This is a genomic window from Aerophototrophica crusticola (assembly GCF_012913305.1).
GTDB classification, from domain to species: Bacteria; Pseudomonadota; Alphaproteobacteria; order Azospirillales; family Azospirillaceae; genus Niveispirillum; species Niveispirillum crusticola.
The window spans coordinates 1,652,015-1,667,847 of sequence record NZ_CP051775.1 but is presented as its reverse complement, the minus strand read 5'-3'; the positions used below and the strand labels follow the sequence as shown (position 1 = coordinate 1,667,847).

At 68.2% G+C, this 15,833-nt stretch carries 12 protein-coding genes and 2 pseudogenes; 9 read left to right on the top strand and 5 right to left on the bottom strand.

Annotated elements, in window-relative coordinates; all coding sequences use genetic code 11:
* Nucleotides 1-48: 48 nt before the first annotated feature.
* Nucleotides 49-273, top strand: a complete 225-nt coding sequence (locus tag HHL28_RS08195; protein ID WP_075768880.1) for a hypothetical protein — start codon at nt 49-51, stop codon at nt 271-273.
* A gap of 241 nt (nt 274-514) precedes the next feature.
* Here HHL28_RS08195 and HHL28_RS08190 read toward each other — a convergent pair whose 3' ends face one another.
* The 3 genes from HHL28_RS08190 to HHL28_RS08180 all read right to left on the bottom strand — a co-directional run bounded on the left by HHL28_RS08190 (nt 515) and on the right by HHL28_RS08180 (nt 3,266).
* Nucleotides 515-736, bottom strand: a complete 222-nt coding sequence (locus HHL28_RS08190; protein ID WP_169654971.1) for a hypothetical protein — start codon at nt 734-736, stop codon at nt 515-517.
* Nucleotides 700-2,067 carry a CYTH domain-containing protein gene (locus tag HHL28_RS08185; protein WP_169654969.1) on the bottom strand — a complete coding sequence of 456 codons (1,368 nt, stop codon included), beginning with the start codon at nt 2,065-2,067 and terminating at the stop codon, nt 700-702. The genes HHL28_RS08190 and HHL28_RS08185 overlap by 37 nt, the downstream gene beginning before the upstream one ends.
* A 659-nt stretch (nt 2,068-2,726) precedes the next feature.
* The gene (locus HHL28_RS08180; RefSeq protein WP_075768882.1) at nt 2,727-3,266 is read right to left on the bottom strand and encodes a SixA phosphatase family protein; all 540 of its coding nucleotides are present in this window, start codon (nt 3,264-3,266) and stop codon (nt 2,727-2,729) included.
* A gap of 142 nt (nt 3,267-3,408) precedes the next feature.
* Between HHL28_RS08180 and HHL28_RS08175 the strand changes: the two are divergent.
* The 3 genes and pseudogenes from HHL28_RS08175 (at nt 3,409) to HHL28_RS18450 (ending at nt 7,082) form a co-directional block, all read left to right on the top strand.
* Nucleotides 3,409-5,540, top strand: a pseudogene (locus tag HHL28_RS08175) (RNA degradosome polyphosphate kinase).
* A 16-nt stretch (nt 5,541-5,556) separates the two neighbouring features.
* Nucleotides 5,557-6,423: pseudogene (locus tag HHL28_RS18455) on the top strand (Ppx/GppA phosphatase family protein); the annotation flags it as partial.
* A gap of 2 nt (nt 6,424-6,425) precedes the next feature.
* The gene (locus HHL28_RS18450; RefSeq protein ID WP_404326892.1) at nt 6,426-7,082 is read left to right on the top strand and encodes a hypothetical protein; all 657 of its coding nucleotides are present in this window, start codon (nt 6,426-6,428) and stop codon (nt 7,080-7,082) included.
* On the opposite strand, the gene HHL28_RS08165 is transcribed toward HHL28_RS18450, so the two are convergent.
* The gene (locus tag HHL28_RS08165) at nt 7,079-9,223 is read right to left on the bottom strand and encodes a TonB-dependent receptor (RefSeq protein WP_404326800.1); all 2,145 of its coding nucleotides are present in this window, start codon (nt 9,221-9,223) and stop codon (nt 7,079-7,081) included. The genes HHL28_RS18450 and HHL28_RS08165 overlap by 4 nt on opposite strands.
* Before the next feature lie 141 nt (nt 9,224-9,364).
* Between HHL28_RS08165 and HHL28_RS08160 the strand changes: the two genes are divergently transcribed.
* Together HHL28_RS08160 and HHL28_RS08155 are read left to right on the top strand one after the other, a co-directional pair.
* Nucleotides 9,365-9,622, top strand: a complete 258-nt coding sequence (locus HHL28_RS08160; RefSeq protein ID WP_075768886.1) for a type II toxin-antitoxin system VapB family antitoxin — start codon at nt 9,365-9,367, stop codon at nt 9,620-9,622.
* Nucleotides 9,622-10,020: a type II toxin-antitoxin system VapC family toxin gene (locus HHL28_RS08155; RefSeq protein ID WP_404326797.1), complete on the top strand. Its 399-nt coding sequence runs from the start codon at nt 9,622-9,624 to the stop codon at nt 10,018-10,020. Before HHL28_RS08160 ends, HHL28_RS08155 begins: the two co-directional genes overlap by 1 nt.
* Before the next feature lie 3 nt (nt 10,021-10,023).
* Here HHL28_RS08155 and HHL28_RS08150 read toward each other — a convergent pair whose 3' ends face one another.
* Nucleotides 10,024-10,359 carry a DUF1491 family protein gene (locus tag HHL28_RS08150; protein ID WP_075768888.1) on the bottom strand — a complete coding sequence of 112 codons (336 nt, stop codon included), beginning with the start codon at nt 10,357-10,359 and terminating at the stop codon, nt 10,024-10,026.
* Nucleotides 10,360-10,443: 84 nt separating this feature from the next.
* Between HHL28_RS08150 and surE the strand changes: the two genes are divergently transcribed.
* The 3 genes from surE to HHL28_RS08135 all read left to right on the top strand — a co-directional run bounded on the left by surE (nt 10,444) and on the right by HHL28_RS08135 (nt 15,783).
* Nucleotides 10,444-11,205, top strand: coding sequence for a 5'/3'-nucleotidase SurE (surE, locus tag HHL28_RS08145; RefSeq protein ID WP_075768889.1), 762 nt, complete (start codon nt 10,444-10,446; stop codon nt 11,203-11,205).
* 328 nt (nt 11,206-11,533) lie between these two features.
* Nucleotides 11,534-12,598, top strand: a complete 1,065-nt coding sequence (locus HHL28_RS08140) for an efflux RND transporter periplasmic adaptor subunit (protein ID WP_404326794.1) — start codon at nt 11,534-11,536, stop codon at nt 12,596-12,598.
* The gene (locus tag HHL28_RS08135) at nt 12,595-15,783 is read left to right on the top strand and encodes an efflux RND transporter permease subunit (protein WP_075768891.1); all 3,189 of its coding nucleotides are present in this window, start codon (nt 12,595-12,597) and stop codon (nt 15,781-15,783) included. The genes HHL28_RS08140 and HHL28_RS08135 overlap by 4 nt, the downstream gene beginning before the upstream one ends.
* Nucleotides 15,784-15,833: the final 50 nt, after the last annotated feature.

The window sequence follows — 15,833 nt, the reverse complement described above, 5'->3', positions numbered from 1 at the left end:
AAACCGATGGCAAAACACCATCGACTTCATCCCGGGGAGACTTGAGACATGGCCGGCAACCACACCGCACCGGTGGTCAACGACAAGCTCGTGAAGGAGCATGCCGAGGACTGGCACGCCTTCACCCGTTTCACCACCATCGGGATCATCTGCGTGATCCTGGTGCTGCTGATGTTCGTGCTCCAGTTCGCCATCGGCTGGGGCTACGCGGCGGCCTTCATGATCCTGGGCTTCATCGTCACCACCGTCGCCGCCGCCCTGGGCAAGATCTGACGTCGCCGGTTTCGGCGCCGAGACGCAGGGGCCGCCGGGAAACCGGCGGCCTTTTCGTTTTTCCGGTGAGGTGGTGGCCACCCCCCCCCCGCGCATCATCCCCGGGGCGGGGGTATGGGCCGACGTCATCGCCGCACCAACCCCCCGTGTCCTCTGCGGCCCTCTGCGTCCTCTGCGTTCCAAGGACCCGCACCGGGCAAAGAACCCACTTCTCCTCGGAAGTGCCACTCCCCCCCCGCACTCACCCCTTCAACCCCACCGCCGCCTGCTGCACCGCCGCCAGCAGGGCAGGGACCTCCCGCAGGGCCTCGTCCCGCATCCGGCGCAGGTCGGCGGTCACCGGGCGTACGGCCTGGCCGATGTCGTCCCGCCCCTCTGCCAGGCCGCCCAGCAGGGTCAGGGCCTGGTGGGCGTCAGCCGCCTGCTTCAGCTTGGCCCGCAGCGCCTCCACGGCTGCCAGCATGGGGCGGACCTTCTCCACCGGCCAGACGGCCCGGCAATAGTCCAGGGCGTAGCGCAGGCGCTGGGTACGCTTCCACAGCTTGCGCCACGCATCCTCTCCGGCGGCCATCTTCGCGGCGGCCTTGGCCACCTTGTCCAGCCGGTGGTCCAGCAGGCCGGGGGCCATCTCCGCCATGGTGCGGGCGAACAGGCCGGGCTCCCCTTCCTGGTCCCAGTCGCCACCCTCCAGCCAGGTGCCGAACTCCAGCAGCCATGCCGTCCAGCGGGGGAGTTCAGACGCTCCACCGCCTCCATCCGCGCGGCGCGGCGGGCGCCCGCCACGGCGGCGGACAGGACCCGCGGCGTCTGCCGGCCACGCTGCCGCGGCTCCATGACCCGGATGGCCACCCGGTCCCAGGCACGGGCCCGTTCGATGGGCTGGCCAAGCTCCCGCATCTCTTGCCGCAGCCCGTCGCCCCTGGGGCTGGCGACCACGCCCTTGAACAGGGCGAAGGCAGCCTCGATCCGCCGCAGGGCGGCCGCCACCTCCCGCAGGGCAGCGGGGTCGCTGGCGGCCATCAGGGCGGGCTCGTTGTCCAGCAACTGGGCCAAGCCGTTGCGGCCCATATGGCGGAAGGCCTCGGCCACCGTGGTCACCGGGGTCAGGCCCAACGGGCGGGCCGGGCTGGCCTTGGGCGACTCGCCGGTCAGCAGGGAAAAGCCAAGGTCGGCCTTGCTGCGGGTGGACAGGCGCAGGGGCACCTTGCGGTGGACCACGGCCGCCAGCCGGAACAGGTCCACCAGCCGGCCGGACTTCAGCTCCAGCTCCATCTCGCTGATGGGCCGGTGGGTGCTGGCCTTGCCGGGCGGCTGGGCCACGGCCTGGCCCAGGTCCAGGGCCAACTCAACCGCGATGCCCGGTTCCGGCCGCAGCAGCAGGGTGGTGCGCTGCATGTCGGTGGCGAAAACGGGGTCCAGCCGGTCAGCCAGGTCGGCGGGGAACACCCGCGCCAACTCCCCCTCCGCCAGCAGGGACAGGTCCGGCCGGTCGCCGGTGATCTCCCACTCCCATTCCCGCCGCATGGCGATGCCGGCGGCGTCGCCGGCCGTGTCGGCGCCCAGGGTCTTCAGCGACTGCACCCGGTGCCCGTTCTGCCGCCGCAGCCGCAGTGCCACGCCCCGCGCCGCCAACTCCAGCGCTGGCGTGTCGTAATAACTCGTATGCAGGCGCTGCTTCACCGCCGGCCCGTCGGCCATGGCCAGGATTTCCGGCAGCAACCCGATCCTGGGCAAGTCCGCGGGGGCGACCAGCAGCTTCAGCTCCACCTCCCGCCCTGGAATCGCCTCTTCCACGGCCGGGGCGGCCGGTCGGGGCGGGGTAAGGGGGCCGGTCCTGTCATGGGGCGGGATCGGTCGTTGCTGCAGGGGCGGCGCAGGGATAACCCAAGCTGCCGGTAGGGGCAAGTGGAGCACTTGTCCCGTTCCGACGGAGGTGTGCCGGGGAGGGGGCCTTGCAGGGCACTGGACCCGGGGATGGCGCCGTGCAGGGCACTGGAAGTCACCCCGGGCTTGACCCGGAGCCCTCGGGTTCGGTCACAGCAGGGCACCGAAAGCCCCGTTTTCCTTTGACTTGCACCTGCTGCCGCCCCTTGGCACATCCGCTTTCCCCAGGGGTCCGGCTCGGAGGCCGGGATGACTCCCGTGCCCTGCATGGATCTGGACAAAAATCCCATGGACTGGCAGATTCATATGCGGCTCCCTGACGGGACCCGGCTCTTGGACTGCTGAATCGTAGGTCCCCGCAGCGCGTTCCCACGCCTGAAATAGGACAGACGACCTACTTCACCCCGGCCCTTAACTTTACCAAACTCTCAACCCGGTAAAGTTTGTCTCCTTAAGCGACAAACTCCAGCAATTCCAGGCACATATAACTTAACGCCGGTAAAGTTAAGCGTCACCTTAAGGTAAAGTTAGTCAAGTTAAGGTCGCCATACGTCAAACAGCGGCGGCCCTCACGTCCCCGCCTCTTCCCCCAGTGACCGGGGCGGCACGAAGGCGGCCAAGCGACCCCGGCTCCAGTCCAGGCTGGCCCAATCGTCCGTCGGCACCTCGATCCGGACATAGCTCCCCGTCGGCAGCTTGCGGGCCAGGGACCGGCGCAGCGCCTCGTCCCCGGACCCGGCCAGCCCATGCGACAACTCGTGCAGGTCGGGGTTGTGGGCGACCACCATCACGTGCCCCACTTGGGCCGGCACCTGCCGCAGCCGCAGCAGCAGCGCCGACGGCCCGCACAGGTAAAGGTCGCGCTCGTACCGCACCGTCGGCGGGTCCTCCCACGTCCCCAGCAGGGGGGCCAGCGTGTCCACGGCGCGCCGGGCGGTGGAGCACAGGATCAGGTCCGGGCGCCCGGCGGCACCCTTGCCTCCTCCCAGATAATCGGCCATCGTCGCCGCGGCCCGGAGGCCCCGGGCGTTCAACGGGCGGTCATGGTCGGGCAGGGCAGGGTTTCCCCAATCCGACTTGGCATGGCGCAGCAGGGTGAGTGTTCTCATGACGACTCGGACATCGACGAAGCGTCCCCGACAGCGGGCGGTGCGAGGTGCCGCGGTGAAAAGCGTAACAGAAGCGGCGCATACTGTCGTGTCCCCCCACGTGCCCTTGAAGGAAGACCCGAACGTGACCGCCCTTGCCGAGATGGAAACCGACCGCATCGACATGGGAAGCCGGGACCGGTTCATCAACCGGGAACTCTCCTGGCTGGCCTTCAACCAGCGCGTCCTGGAAGAGGCGTACAACCGCAATCACCCGTTGCTGGAACGGCTGCGTTTCCTGGCCATCTCCGCCTCGAACCTGGACGAGTTCTACATGGTCCGCGTCGCCGGCCTGAAGGCCCAGGTGGCCGCCGGCGTCGCCATGCCCTCGGACGACGGGCTGACCCCCGCCCAGCAACTCGCCGCCATCAACGCCCGCGTCTCCGAACTGATGCGCGACCAGCAGGCGAGCTGGCTGATGCTGCGGCAGGAACTGCGCGGATCGGGCATCGCCGTCATCGACCCGGAGGAGCTGACCCCCGCGGAGCATGACTGGCTCGAGGCCAAGTTCATCGACGACATCTTCCCGGTCCTCACCCCCATCGCGGTGGACCCGGCGCACCCGTTCCCCTTCATCCCCAACGGCGGCTTCGCCCTGGCCCTCCAGCTCATGGACCCGCACAAGTCCCTGAACCTGGACGCGCTGGTCCTGGTGCCGCAGCAGCTTGAGCGGTTCGTCCGCCTGCCCGGGTCGGAGCTGCGCTTCGTGTTGATGGAGCAGGTGATCCTGACCTTCATCGACCGCCTGTTCCCCCCTTCGCCCTGAAGGGCCACGGCGTCTTCCGGGTGCTGCGCGACAGCGAGATGGAGATCGAGGAAGAGGCGGAGGATCTGGTCCGCACCTTCGAGTCCGCCCTGAAGCGCCGCAAGCGCGGCAGCGTCATCCGGCTTGCCGTGAACCAGGGCATGTCCAGGGAGCTGCGGGACTTCCTGATCAGCGAGCTGCACGTCAGCCATGACGACGTCTTCGTCCTGGACGGGCTGATCGGCCTGGCCGACACCAAGCAGGTCATCGTGGATGAGCGGCCGGACCTGCTTTTCCCGCCCTACAACGCCCGCTTCCCCGAGCGTATCCGCGACTTCGGCGGCGACTGCTTCGCCGCCATCCGGCACAAGGACATCGTCGTCCACCACCCGTTCGAAAGCTTCGACGTGGTGGTGCAGTTCCTGCGGCAGGCGGCCCTGGACCCCAGCGTCCTGGCCATCAAGCAGACCCTCTACCGCACCTCCAAGAACAGCCCCATCGTGGCGGCGCTGATCGAGGCGGCGGAGCAGGGCAAGAGCGTCACCGCCCTGGTTGAGCTGAAGGCCCGCTTCGACGAGGAAGCCAACATCCGCTGGGCCCGCGACATGGAACGGGCGGGCGTGCAGGTGGTCTATGGCTTCGTGGACCTGAAGACCCACGCCAAGGTCAGCCTGGTGGTCCGGCGGGAAAGCCAGGGCCTGCGCACCTATGTCCATTTCGGGACCGGCAACTACCACCCGATCACCGCGAAGGTCTACACGGACCTGTCCTTTTTCACCTGCGACCCGGCCCTGGGCCACGACGCGGCCCACATGTTCAACTACATGACCGGCTACGCCACGCCGAGGAACCTGGAAAAGATCGCCATTGCCCCCATCGCCCTGCGCCAGCGGCTGGTGGAGCTGATCGACGCGGAAATCGCCCACGCCCATGCCGGCCGCCCGGCGGAGATCTGGGTGAAGCTGAACAGCCTCGTGGACGCCAAGATCATCGACAAGCTCTACGAGGCCTCCCAGAACGGGGTGAAGGTGGAGCTGGTGATCCGCGGCATCTGCTGCCTGCGCCCGGGGATCAAGGGCCTGTCGGAGAACATCCGGGTGAAGTCCATCGTCGGCCGCTTCCTGGAGCATGGCCGCGTGGTCTGCTTCGGCAACGGCCACGGCCTGCCGCATCCCAAGGCGAAGGTGTTCATCTCCTCCGCCGACTGGATGCCGCGCAACCTGGACCGCCGGATCGAGACGCTGGTGCCCATGGAGAACGCCACGGTCCACCAGCAGATCCTGGACCAGATCCTGGTGGCCAACCTGAAGGACGACACCCAATCCTGGATCCTGCGGCCCGACGGGCGTTACCAGCGGGTGGAGCCCTGCGCGGAACCCTTCTCGGCCCACACCTATTTCATGACCAACCCCAGCCTGTCCGGCCGGGGCAGCGCGGTGGGGGAGGCGCGGCTGCCGCCGAAGCTGAGCCTTCGGTCTTTCCCGTTCTGAGGACGAGTGACAGCAAATGCCTGCCCAAGGGGACACCTATGCCCAGGCCCACCCCGCCGATGAACGGCTCGCCGTCATCGACGTGGGCTCCAACTCCATGCGTGTCGTGGTGTATGAGAGCCTGAGCCGGTCGCCCATCGGCCTGTTCAACGAGAAGGTCCTGCCCAGCCTTGGCAAGACCATCGAGAAGACGGGCAGGCTCAACCCGGACGGGGTGAAGCTGGCCCTGGAGAACCTGGTCCGCTTCCGCCGGCTGCTGACAGCCATGAAGGTGGACCGGGTGGACGTGCTGGCCACGGCCGCCGTCCGCGACGCCGCCGACGGTGCCGACTTCGTGCGGGAGATCACGGCGCGGACGGGCTTCCTTGTCTCCGTCCTGTCGGGGGAGGATGAGGCGCGGCTGGCCGCCATGGGCGTGCTGTCAGGTGCCCCCAACGCCGACGGCATCGTCGGCGACTTAGGCGGCGGCAGCCTGGAGCTGGTGGGCCTGGACAAGGGCGTGATCGGCGCCCAGGCCACCACGCCGCTCGGGCCCCTTCGCCTGTCTGAGGCGACGGACGGCAAGCCCGGCTCCATGGCGAAGTATGTGGACCAGCACCTGAACCGGCTGCCCTGGCTGGCGGGGGCCGCCAAGGGGCGGTCCTTCTACCCGGTGGGCGGTGCCTGGCGCGCGCTCGCCAAGCTGCACATGGAGCAGGTGAACCACCCCCTGCACATCATCCACCAGTACACGGTGGACGCCGGCCAGATGGCGGAGTTCGCCGGGCTGGTGGCGCGGCAGTCCCGCTCCTCCCTGGAAAAGATGCCCGGCATCTCCCGCCGCCGCATCGACACGCTGCCGCTGGCAGCCTTGGTGCTGGAACGGGTGCTGAAGGCGGTGACGCCGTGGAAGGTCGCCTTCTCCGCCTTCGGCCTTCGGGAAGGGCACCTGCACGACCTGCTCTCGCCGGAGGAGCGGCGCAGGGACCCGCTGGTCATCGCCTGCCAGGCCGTCGCGACCCGCATCGGCCGCTTCGGCAACGCGGAAATCCTGACCGGCTGGACGGCGCCCCTGTTCGCGGGGAGGATGAGTCGGCCAAACGCCTGCGCCAGGCCGCCTGCCTGCTGTCCGACCTGGGCTGGGCGGAGCACCCGGACTACCGGGCGGAGCACGCCTTCCTGCGCATCCTACGCATGCCCTTCGCCGGGGCGGACCATGCGGAACGGGCCTTCCTCGCCACCGCCATCTTCGTGCGTTACGCCGGCACCCTGGACAGCCCGGCCCTGGCCCCCGCCCGGGGCCTGCTGAAGGAAGGGCCTCTGCAACGGGCCTACATCCTGGGTTTAGCCCTGCGCCTGGGCCACACCCTGACCGGGGGCGCCGCCTTGCTGCTGCAACGCACCGGGCTGCGCCTGGGACAGGAGAAGCTGACCCTGGTCCTGCCTGAGGACGCGGAGATGCTGCTGGGCGACGCCGTCCAGCGCCGGGTGGAGGCCCTGGCGAAGGCCCTCAACCGCGGCGGGGAAATCAAGGTGCAGCCGGGGGCGCGGCTGGCGGGCTAGAATGACAGCCGCGCCGTCAGGAAAACCTCCCGCGGCGGCTGCGGGAAGTAGGCGAGGGGGCCGTCATTGTTGCCCACCACGGTGTTCACCTTCCGGTCGAACAGGTTGCGGGCGGTCAAGGTGAACTCCAGCCGTTCCACAGGCGCCCAGGTGACGGCGGCATTGACCAGGGCATGGCCGCCGGCGCGGACGCTGTTGGCGCTGTCATAAGCATAGTCGCCGGACAGGTCGGCCCAGGCCTGGACCGTAAGGCCCCAGGGCTCCAGCACCTGCGTCACGGTCAGCCGCCCGGCATGCCGGGGCACGCCGGGCACGTCCTTGCCGGTGAAGTCGAAGGGCCGGCCCGTGTCCGGCTCCAGGAAGGCGTTGCGGGTCCAGACGGCGTCCGTCAGCCCATAGGTCGCCTCCGCCGACAGCCCCTCCGCCAGGATGCCCAGGTCCGCCGTGGCGCTGGCCTCGATCCCGCGGGAGCGCTGCCGGCCGGCATTGATGGTCCGGGCCGTGCCGCCCACGGGCAGGAGCTGCAGCAGGTCCTCGCGCTTCAGCACATAGCCGGTCAGGGTGAAGGCCAGCTTCCCGTCCAGCGCGTCGCCCTTCAGGCCGGCCTCATAATTCCGGGCCGTTTCCGGGTCCAGGCCGGTGTCGCGGCCGCGGAAGGACCAAAGGGGCCCGAAGGCGGGGCTGAAGCCCTCCCCATAGGCGGCATAGGCGGTCAGGCTGTCGGACAGCTTCCAACTGGCACTGGCCTTGGGGCTGACGCGCTGGTCCGTGTCCTGGATGGTCGCCACCGGCTCCGGCCCGAAGCCGGTGGCGCTGGGGCCATAGAAGACCCTGCGGCTGAACCGGTCGAACCGCGCCCCGGCGGACAGGGTCACCGCGCCCAAGGTGTAGTCGCCCTGGGCATAGGCGGCATAGTTCCGCGCCCTTCCATGCCCGTCAAGCAACCGGTCGCTGATCCACTGGTCTCGGTTGATGTGCTGCCCTGTGCGGATGTCCCGCTGCTGGGCATAGAACAGCGGGCCGAAGTCGAACTCCCCGATCCAGGTCTCCCGATGCACGGCCCGCACCTGCTCCGCGCTCACCCCCGCCAGCAGGCGAAGGTCGCCCAGGGTCCAGTCGAACTGCTGCTCGGCGAACAGGGTGTCGGTATCGGCATCCACACGGAAGCCGGTGAAGGTGACGGTCCCCGCCGCCGGGTCGAACGGGTTGAAGAAGCCTTGCAGGGCGCTGGTCTTGCCCTGGCGTGCATGCAGCCGGGTGGTGCCGGTCAGGCCGGGGGCCAGGTCGGCGTCCAGCACCGCCGTGGCGGTCAGCATGCGCTTGTAGAAGCCGGCGTCATCCTCGTTCCAGTTTCCCTCGCGGCCGCGGGGCAGGGGAATGGGCTCGCCCCTTGCGTTCACCGGCAACTCGCCGGCCAAGCGCTGTTCGGTGTCCACCCAGGAGGCGGAAAGGTTCAGCCGGCCCCACTCGCCCAAGCCCAGCCGATGCTTGGCAAAGACGTTCCTCTCCTCCCGCCCGGTGCGATCGCGCCAGCCATCACCCTCCTGGACCTCCCCGGACAGCAGCAGGGCCCCGCCCTCTACGGTAGGGGTCTGGACCAGCGCGCCCAGCCGGCGCCAGCCATGGCTGCCGATGGTGGCCTCCACCGCGCCTTCCCGGCTGTCACCCACGTCCCGAGTCAGATAGTTGATGGTCCCGGCGATGGCGCCGCGGCCATAGAGGGCCGACATGGGGCCGCGGACCACATCCACCCGGCCCACCGCGCCGAAGGGAAGCTGCTCCAGATCCACCTCATCGTCACCAGTGACGAAGGGCACCCCGTCCAGCAGCACGGCCAGGGTGTCGTTGTGGATGCGGTTGGGCACGCCGCGTAGGGTGATATCGCTGTAGGTGCCCTGGTCGTTGGTGCGGAGGACCAGGCCCGGCAGGCCACGCAGCTCCTCCCCGATGAAGCGGGTGGCCTGGGCCTCGAACCTCTCCCGGTCCACGGTGGAGACGCTGGCCGCCACGTCCCGCAGGGCCTCCGCCCGCCGGTTGGCGGTGACCACCACCTCATCCAGGGGTGACGGATCGGCGGCCAGGGCGGGCAGGGCGGCGAGCAGGGCGAGGGCGGAGGCGGCAGGCAGGGCGATGCGGGGCACGGGCTTCATACGGGCGTGTTAATGCGGAGCGGGTGGTGTAGCGGAACGGCTCGGCGAATCAAGGATCATCGGGCCGCGGGGCGACACTTCAGGCCATGGCGCACCCTGTGGTAGGATGGAGGCGGTTGGAAGGAGGCGGGCATGGGACTGGTCATCAAGGACAAGGCTCTGGAAGAGGCTGCCGTAGAGTTGGCGAGCCTGACCGGTGAAAATTGGGAGGATGCCGTCCGAAAGGTCGTCCTCGACAAAGTGGAGCGGGAGCGTGAGCGCCGCCGAAGTGCTGAGGAGCGGGCTGCGGCCTTGATGGATCTTGGCCGGCGGTTTGCTGCCTTGCCGGACCGGGATAGGCGTTCTGCTGACGAAATCCTTGGCTATGATGAGTTCGGGTTGCCCCGCTGATGGTCGTCGACACCTCGATTGCCATTGCAATCTTCAAGCAGGAATTTGATGCTGAGGCTTACACGCTGCAAATCGGGAGGCATGGTAACCCTTTGATATCGGCGGCAACCTTGTTGGAGATTGGTATCGTCTTGTCCTCTTGGAAGCGTCTGACAGCTTCGGAGGTGGATCAATGGATTGAGAATTTCTTGCAAAAGGGTCAGTTCACTGTCGTGGACGTCACGCGATCACAGGCGAAACTCGCCCGCGAAGCCTATGCCCGCTTCGGCAAGGGTTCCGGCCACCCCGCCCAACTGAACTTCGGCGACTGCTTTACCTATGCCCTGGCGAAGGAGCGTGGGGCGCCCGTGCTGTTCAAGGGCGACGATTTCCGCCACACGGACCTGGTTGCCGCCTGACCGTCAGATCTGCTTGCCCTCGAAGGGATGGCTGCCGTCGCGGCTTTCCACTTCCACCACCCACAAATCCGGGTCCCGCTTCACTTGGCGGTCCACATAGTCGTTGGCCTCCTGCTCGCTGACCATGTTGCCGCCCAGGCCGGGCAGCCAGCCCAGCTTGCCGTCCAGGTCGCGGCTCTGGGTGAAGACCTTCACGCCCTGGAAGGGGATGGCGACCTTCAGCAGGACCAGCCCGCTCTCCCACTCACCCTTACGCAGGACATAGACGGGGATGGAAGCGGCGCTGCATCGCCAGACATGGGCCTGAACGTAGAGATGCGTGGGCAGGCGTTCTTCCATGCGGGGGCGACTCCGGGCTCGACTTCAAACGCCTGTTCGACTTTGATGGGCGCGTGCCCGTAGCAACACCCGAAGGCCCCCCCGATGCAAGCTCCCCGGTTCGCCCGCGCCCTGCTGACCAACGATGACGGCATCGACGCGCCAGGGCTGGCCGTCCTGGCGGAAGCCGCGGCGCAGCTCGCGGAGGAGGTCTGGGTGGTGGCGCCGGAACATGACCAGTCCGGCGTCAGCCGGGCCGTCAGCCTGCACAATCCCTTGCGCGTCATCCCGCGGGGGGAGCGTCGCTTCGCCGTCACTGGCACGCCCAGCGACTGCGTCATCCTGGGCGTGCGGCACATCATGGCGGAGAACCCGCCGGACATCGTGCTGTCCGGCGTGAACCGCGGTGCCAACATCGCGGATGAGCTGTCCTACAGCGGCACGGTCAGCGCCGCCTTGGCGGCGCGGCTGTTCGGCATCCCTGCCTATGCGTTCAGCCAAGCTTTCCGTGACCGCAAGAACGTGCGCTGGCAGACGGCCCTGTCACTCATCCATCAGGTGGTGGAGCGCTTCGGCAAGCCGGAGACCGTGCTGAACGTGAACTTCCCCGACGTGGAGCCTGACCAAGTCACCGGGTTGGACATCACCCGCCAGGGCGGCGGTTCCCTGTTGGGGGTGGATGTGGAGACCCGGACCGACACCCGCGGCCTGACTTACCACTGGCTGGGTTTCCGCCGCAGCCCCGGGGAACAGGCGGATGACACGGACATCGCCGCCCTTCGCCGCCACCGGATCAGCGTGACGCCGGTCGGGTTCGACCAGACGGACCGGAAGGTCTTCGACGCCCTTCGGCAAATGGAGTCATAAGGGTTGCCGCTATTACTTATGACTTAGGCTGATTAGTCTTGCCGGGATAGGCCAGGGCAATTGGCCGATGCCGCAGCAAGAATTTGGAATTCTTTCCGGGACCTGCCGCCCATCATCCGGGACGGTGGGGTTTCATCCGGAGAGAGTCCATGTCCATAGGCCATCCTCAGGTCTTGGCCCGTCCAGGCGCGGGCGCGTCACTTGCCCGGTCCCGTCGCCGTTGGGGGATGGCGGTTCCGGCCCTGGCGCTCACCAGCCTGCTCGCCCTGGCGGCCTGCGGGGGGAGGAGCCCGGCCAGCAGGCCGGCGCCGCACAGCAGGCGCCCCAGGTGGTCGTCAGCCCGCCGATCCAGAAGACCGTCAGCGAATGGGATGAGTATACCGGCCGCTTCGCCGCGGTGGAGGAGGTGGAGGTCCGGGCCCGCGTCAGCGGCTACCTGGACAGCATCAACTTCCGCGACGGCGACATCATCTACAAGGGCGACCTGCTGTTCGTCATCGACCCGCGGCCCTACCAGGCGGCCGTCGATGCCGCGAAGGCGCGGGTACAGCAGGCCAGGTCCCAGGTCGCCCTGGCCCAGCGGGAACTGGGCCGTGCCCAGGACCTTCGCCGCACCCAGGCAGTGTCCCAGGCCGTGCTGGACCAGCGGGCGCAGGAGCTGCAATCCGCCACCGCCACCCAGCTTGAGGCCGAGGCGAACCTCCGCACCTCCGAGCTGGACCTGGAGTTCACCCAGGTGCGGTCCCCCGTCACCGGCCGGGTCAGCAACCGGCTGGTCAGCGTGGGCAACCTGGTCAGCGGCGGCACGGCGCAGAGCACCCTGCTGACCACCATCGTCAGCCTGGACCCCATGCATTTCTATTTCGACGCCGACCAGGCCGCCTACCTGCGCTATGTGCGCTTGGCCCAGGATGGCGCCCGCAAGAGCAGCCGGGAAGCGCAGAACCCCGTCGCCCTGGCCCTGCCGGACGAGAAGGATTTCAAGCACGCCGGCAAGATGGACTTCGTGGACAACCAGATCGACGCCTCCACCGGCACGATCCGCGGCCGCGCCATCTTCGAGAACCCCAACCTGCTGTTCACTCCCGGCCTGTTCGCCCGAATCCGCCTGATCGGGCGCGGCGACTACCCGGCCCTGCTGCTGCCGGACAGCGCCATCGGCACCGACCAGACCCGGCGCTATGTCCTGGTGGTGGACGGGGAGAACAAGGCCCAGTACCGGCCCGTGCAGCTGGGCCCCATCATCGACGGCATGCGCGTGGTGCGCGAGGGGCTGAAGCCGGATGAGAGGGTGATCACGTCGGGCCTGCAACGGGTCCGGCCGGGGCAGGCGGTGACGCCGGTCGACCAGCCGCTGAGCCAGCAGCCGCAGCAGGCGGAGGCACCGCGATGAACATGGGCCGTTTCTTCATCGACAGGCCGGTCTTCGCCATCGTCCTGTCCATCGTGCTGCTGACCATCGGCGGCATCTCCTACCTCGCCCTGCCGGTGGCGCAGTACCCGGAGGTGGTCCCGCCCACCGTGACGGTGCAGGCCACGTATCCCGGCGCCAACGCCCAGACGGTGGCCGACACGGTGGCGGCCCCCATCGAGCAGGAGGTGAACGGGGTGGAGAACATGCTCTACATGTCCTCCCAGAGCACCTCCGACGGGCAGATGAACCTGACCATCACCTTCGCCCTGGGCACTGACCTGGACGAGGCGCAGGTGCTGGTGCAGAACCGCGTCGCCGTCGCCCAGCCGCGCCTGCCGGAGGAGGTCCGGCGCATCGGCGTGGTGACCCGCAAGAACTCACCCGACCTGCTGATGGTCATCCACCTGATCAGCCCGGATGATACCTACGACCAGCTCTACATCTCCAACTATGCCCTGTTGCAGGTTCGGGACACGCTGGCCCGGGTGGAAGGCATCGGCAACATCCAGATCTTCGGCGCCCGCGACTATTCCATGCGGGTCTGGCTGGACCCGCAGAAGATCGCGGAGCTGGACATGACCGCCGGGGACGTGGTCGCCGCCATCCAGTCGCAGAACGTGCAGGTGGCGGGCGGGCAGCTTGCCCAGCCGCCGGTGGACACGGGCCGTGACTACCAGCTCAACCTCACCCTCCAAGGGCGCCTGACCGAGCCGCAGCAGTTCGAGAACATCATCGTCAAGGCAGGCGAGGATGGCCGCATCGTGCGGCTGGTGGACGTGGCGCGGGTGGAGCTGGGGGCGCGCGACTACGTCACCAACAGCTACCTGGACGGCAAGCCGGCCGTGGTGCTCGCCGTCAGCCAGTTGCCCGGCTCCAACGCCCTGGGCACAGCGGAGCGCATCCAGGAGACCATGCGCACCATCAGCCAGAGCTTCCCGCCCGGGCTGGAGTACCGGATCATCTACAACCCGACGGAGTTCATCGCCGAATCCATCAGCGAGCTGATCAAGACCATCATCGAGGCGGTGGCCCTGGTGGTGATCGTGGTGCTGGTCTTCCTCCAGCGCTGGCGCGCCACCATCATCCCCATCGTGGCCATCCCCGTGTCGCTGATCGGCACCTTCGCCGTCATGGCGGCCCTGGGCTTCACCATCAACAACCTGACCCTGTTCGGCCTGGTGCTGGCGGTGGGCATCGTGGTGGACGACGCCATCGTCGTGGTGGAGAACGTGGAGCGATACCTGGCCGAGGGGCTGTCGCCGAAGGAGGCGGCCCGCAGGACCATGGATGAGGTGGGCGGGGCGCTGATCTCCATCGCCCTGGTGCTGTCGGCGGTGTTCGTGCCCACGGCCTTCATCGAAGGCATCCAGGGCCAGTTTTACCGCCAGTTCGCCGTGACCATCGCGGTGGCGACTGTCATTTCCGCCTTCAACTCCCTGACCCTCAGCCCGGCGCTCTGCGCCATGTTGCTGCGTGGCCACCATGCCGGGCATGAGCAGGCAAAGGGCCGGCTGGCCTTCGCGGGCGCGCTCGTGCAGCGGGGCTTCGGTGCCTTCAACCGGGGCTTCGACCGGCTGTCCCACGGCTATGGCCGGCTGGTCAGCGGGGTGACGCGCAAGGCCGGCATCATGCTGGTGCTCTATGTGGTGCTGATCGCCCTGACGGGGTTCCTGTTCACCCGGGTGCCCGGCGGCTTCATCCCGGCGCAGGACCAGGGCTACCTGATCGTCGCCGTCCAGACGCCGGAGGGAACGTCGCTGGCCCGCACGGACGACGTGATCAACCGGGCGGAGAAGATGATCCTGGACACCCCCGGCATCGTCCACACCGCCACCTTCGCCGGCTTCTCCGGCGCCACGCGCACCATCGCCACCAACGCCGGCGCGATCTTCGCCGTCATGGCCCCGTTCGAGGAGCGGGTGGCCGCGGGCCAGTCGGCGCAGAGCCTGCTGCAAGCCCTGCAGATGAAGATGTTCAGTATCCCGGAGGCGCAGATCTTCGTGATCCAGCCGCCCCCGGTGCAGGGGCTGGGCACGTCGGGCGGCTTCACCATGCGCATCCAGGACCGGGCCGGCCGCGGCCCGGCGGACTTGGAGGCGGCGACCTGGGACATGGCCATGGCGGCCAACCAGACCCCCGGCCTGACCTTCGTGTTCAGCCCCTTCAGCGCCAAGGCGCCGCAGGTCTTTGTGGACATCGACCGCGTCAAGGCACAGATGCTGGATGTGCCCATCACCAACCTGTTCCGCACGTTGGAGATCTATCTGGGCTCTTCCTACGTCAACGACACCAACCTGTTCGGCCGCACTTTCCGGGTGACGGCGCAGGCGGACGGAAACTTCCGCCTGGACCCGGAGGGCATCGCCAAGCTGGAAACCCGCAACAACCAGGGCCGCATGGTGCCGCTGGGGTCCTTCGTGGACTTCCGCTACGTCACCGGCCCGGACCGGGTGCTGCGCTACAACCTGTTCCCGGCAGCGGAACTGCAGGGCAACACCCTGCCCGGCACCAGCTCCGGCCAAGCCATCGCCGCCATGGAGGGGATCGCGGCGGAGAAGCTGCCGGACGGCTTCAGCATCGAGTGGACGGACCTGTCTTACCAGGAGAAGCAGACGGGCAACTCCGCCCTGTACATCTTCCCCCTGTGCGTCTTCTTCGTCTTCCTGGTGCTGGCGGCGCAGTATGAGAGTTGGGCCTTGCCCTTCGCCATCATCCTGATCGTGCCCATGTGCCTGCTGTCGGCGGTGTCCGGCATCATGGCACGGGGGATGGACAACAACGTGCTGACCCAGATCGGCTTCGTCGTGCTGGTCGGGCTCGCCTCGAAGAACGCCATCCTGATCGTTGAGTTCGCCCGACAGCTGGAGGCGGAAGGCAAGGACCGGTTCGAGGCGGTGATCGAGGCCTGCCGCCTGCGCCTGCGGCCGATCCTCATGACCAGCTTCGCCTTCATCCTGGGCGTGGTGCCGCTGATGATCGCCAGCGGCGCCGGGGCGGAGATGCGGCAGGCCATCGGCACCGCCGTGTTCTTCGGCATGCTGGGCGTCACCTTCTTCGGCCTGGTGTTCACCCCGGTCTTCTATGTGGTGATCCGCCGCTTCTTCGGCGGCCGCAGCCCGGCCCCGGATTCGGCCCACCAGCCGGTGCAGCAGGCGGCGGAGTAAGCTTCCGGTCGGCAATGCCAAGCGGGCCGCCCCCGGGGGCGGCCCGCTTC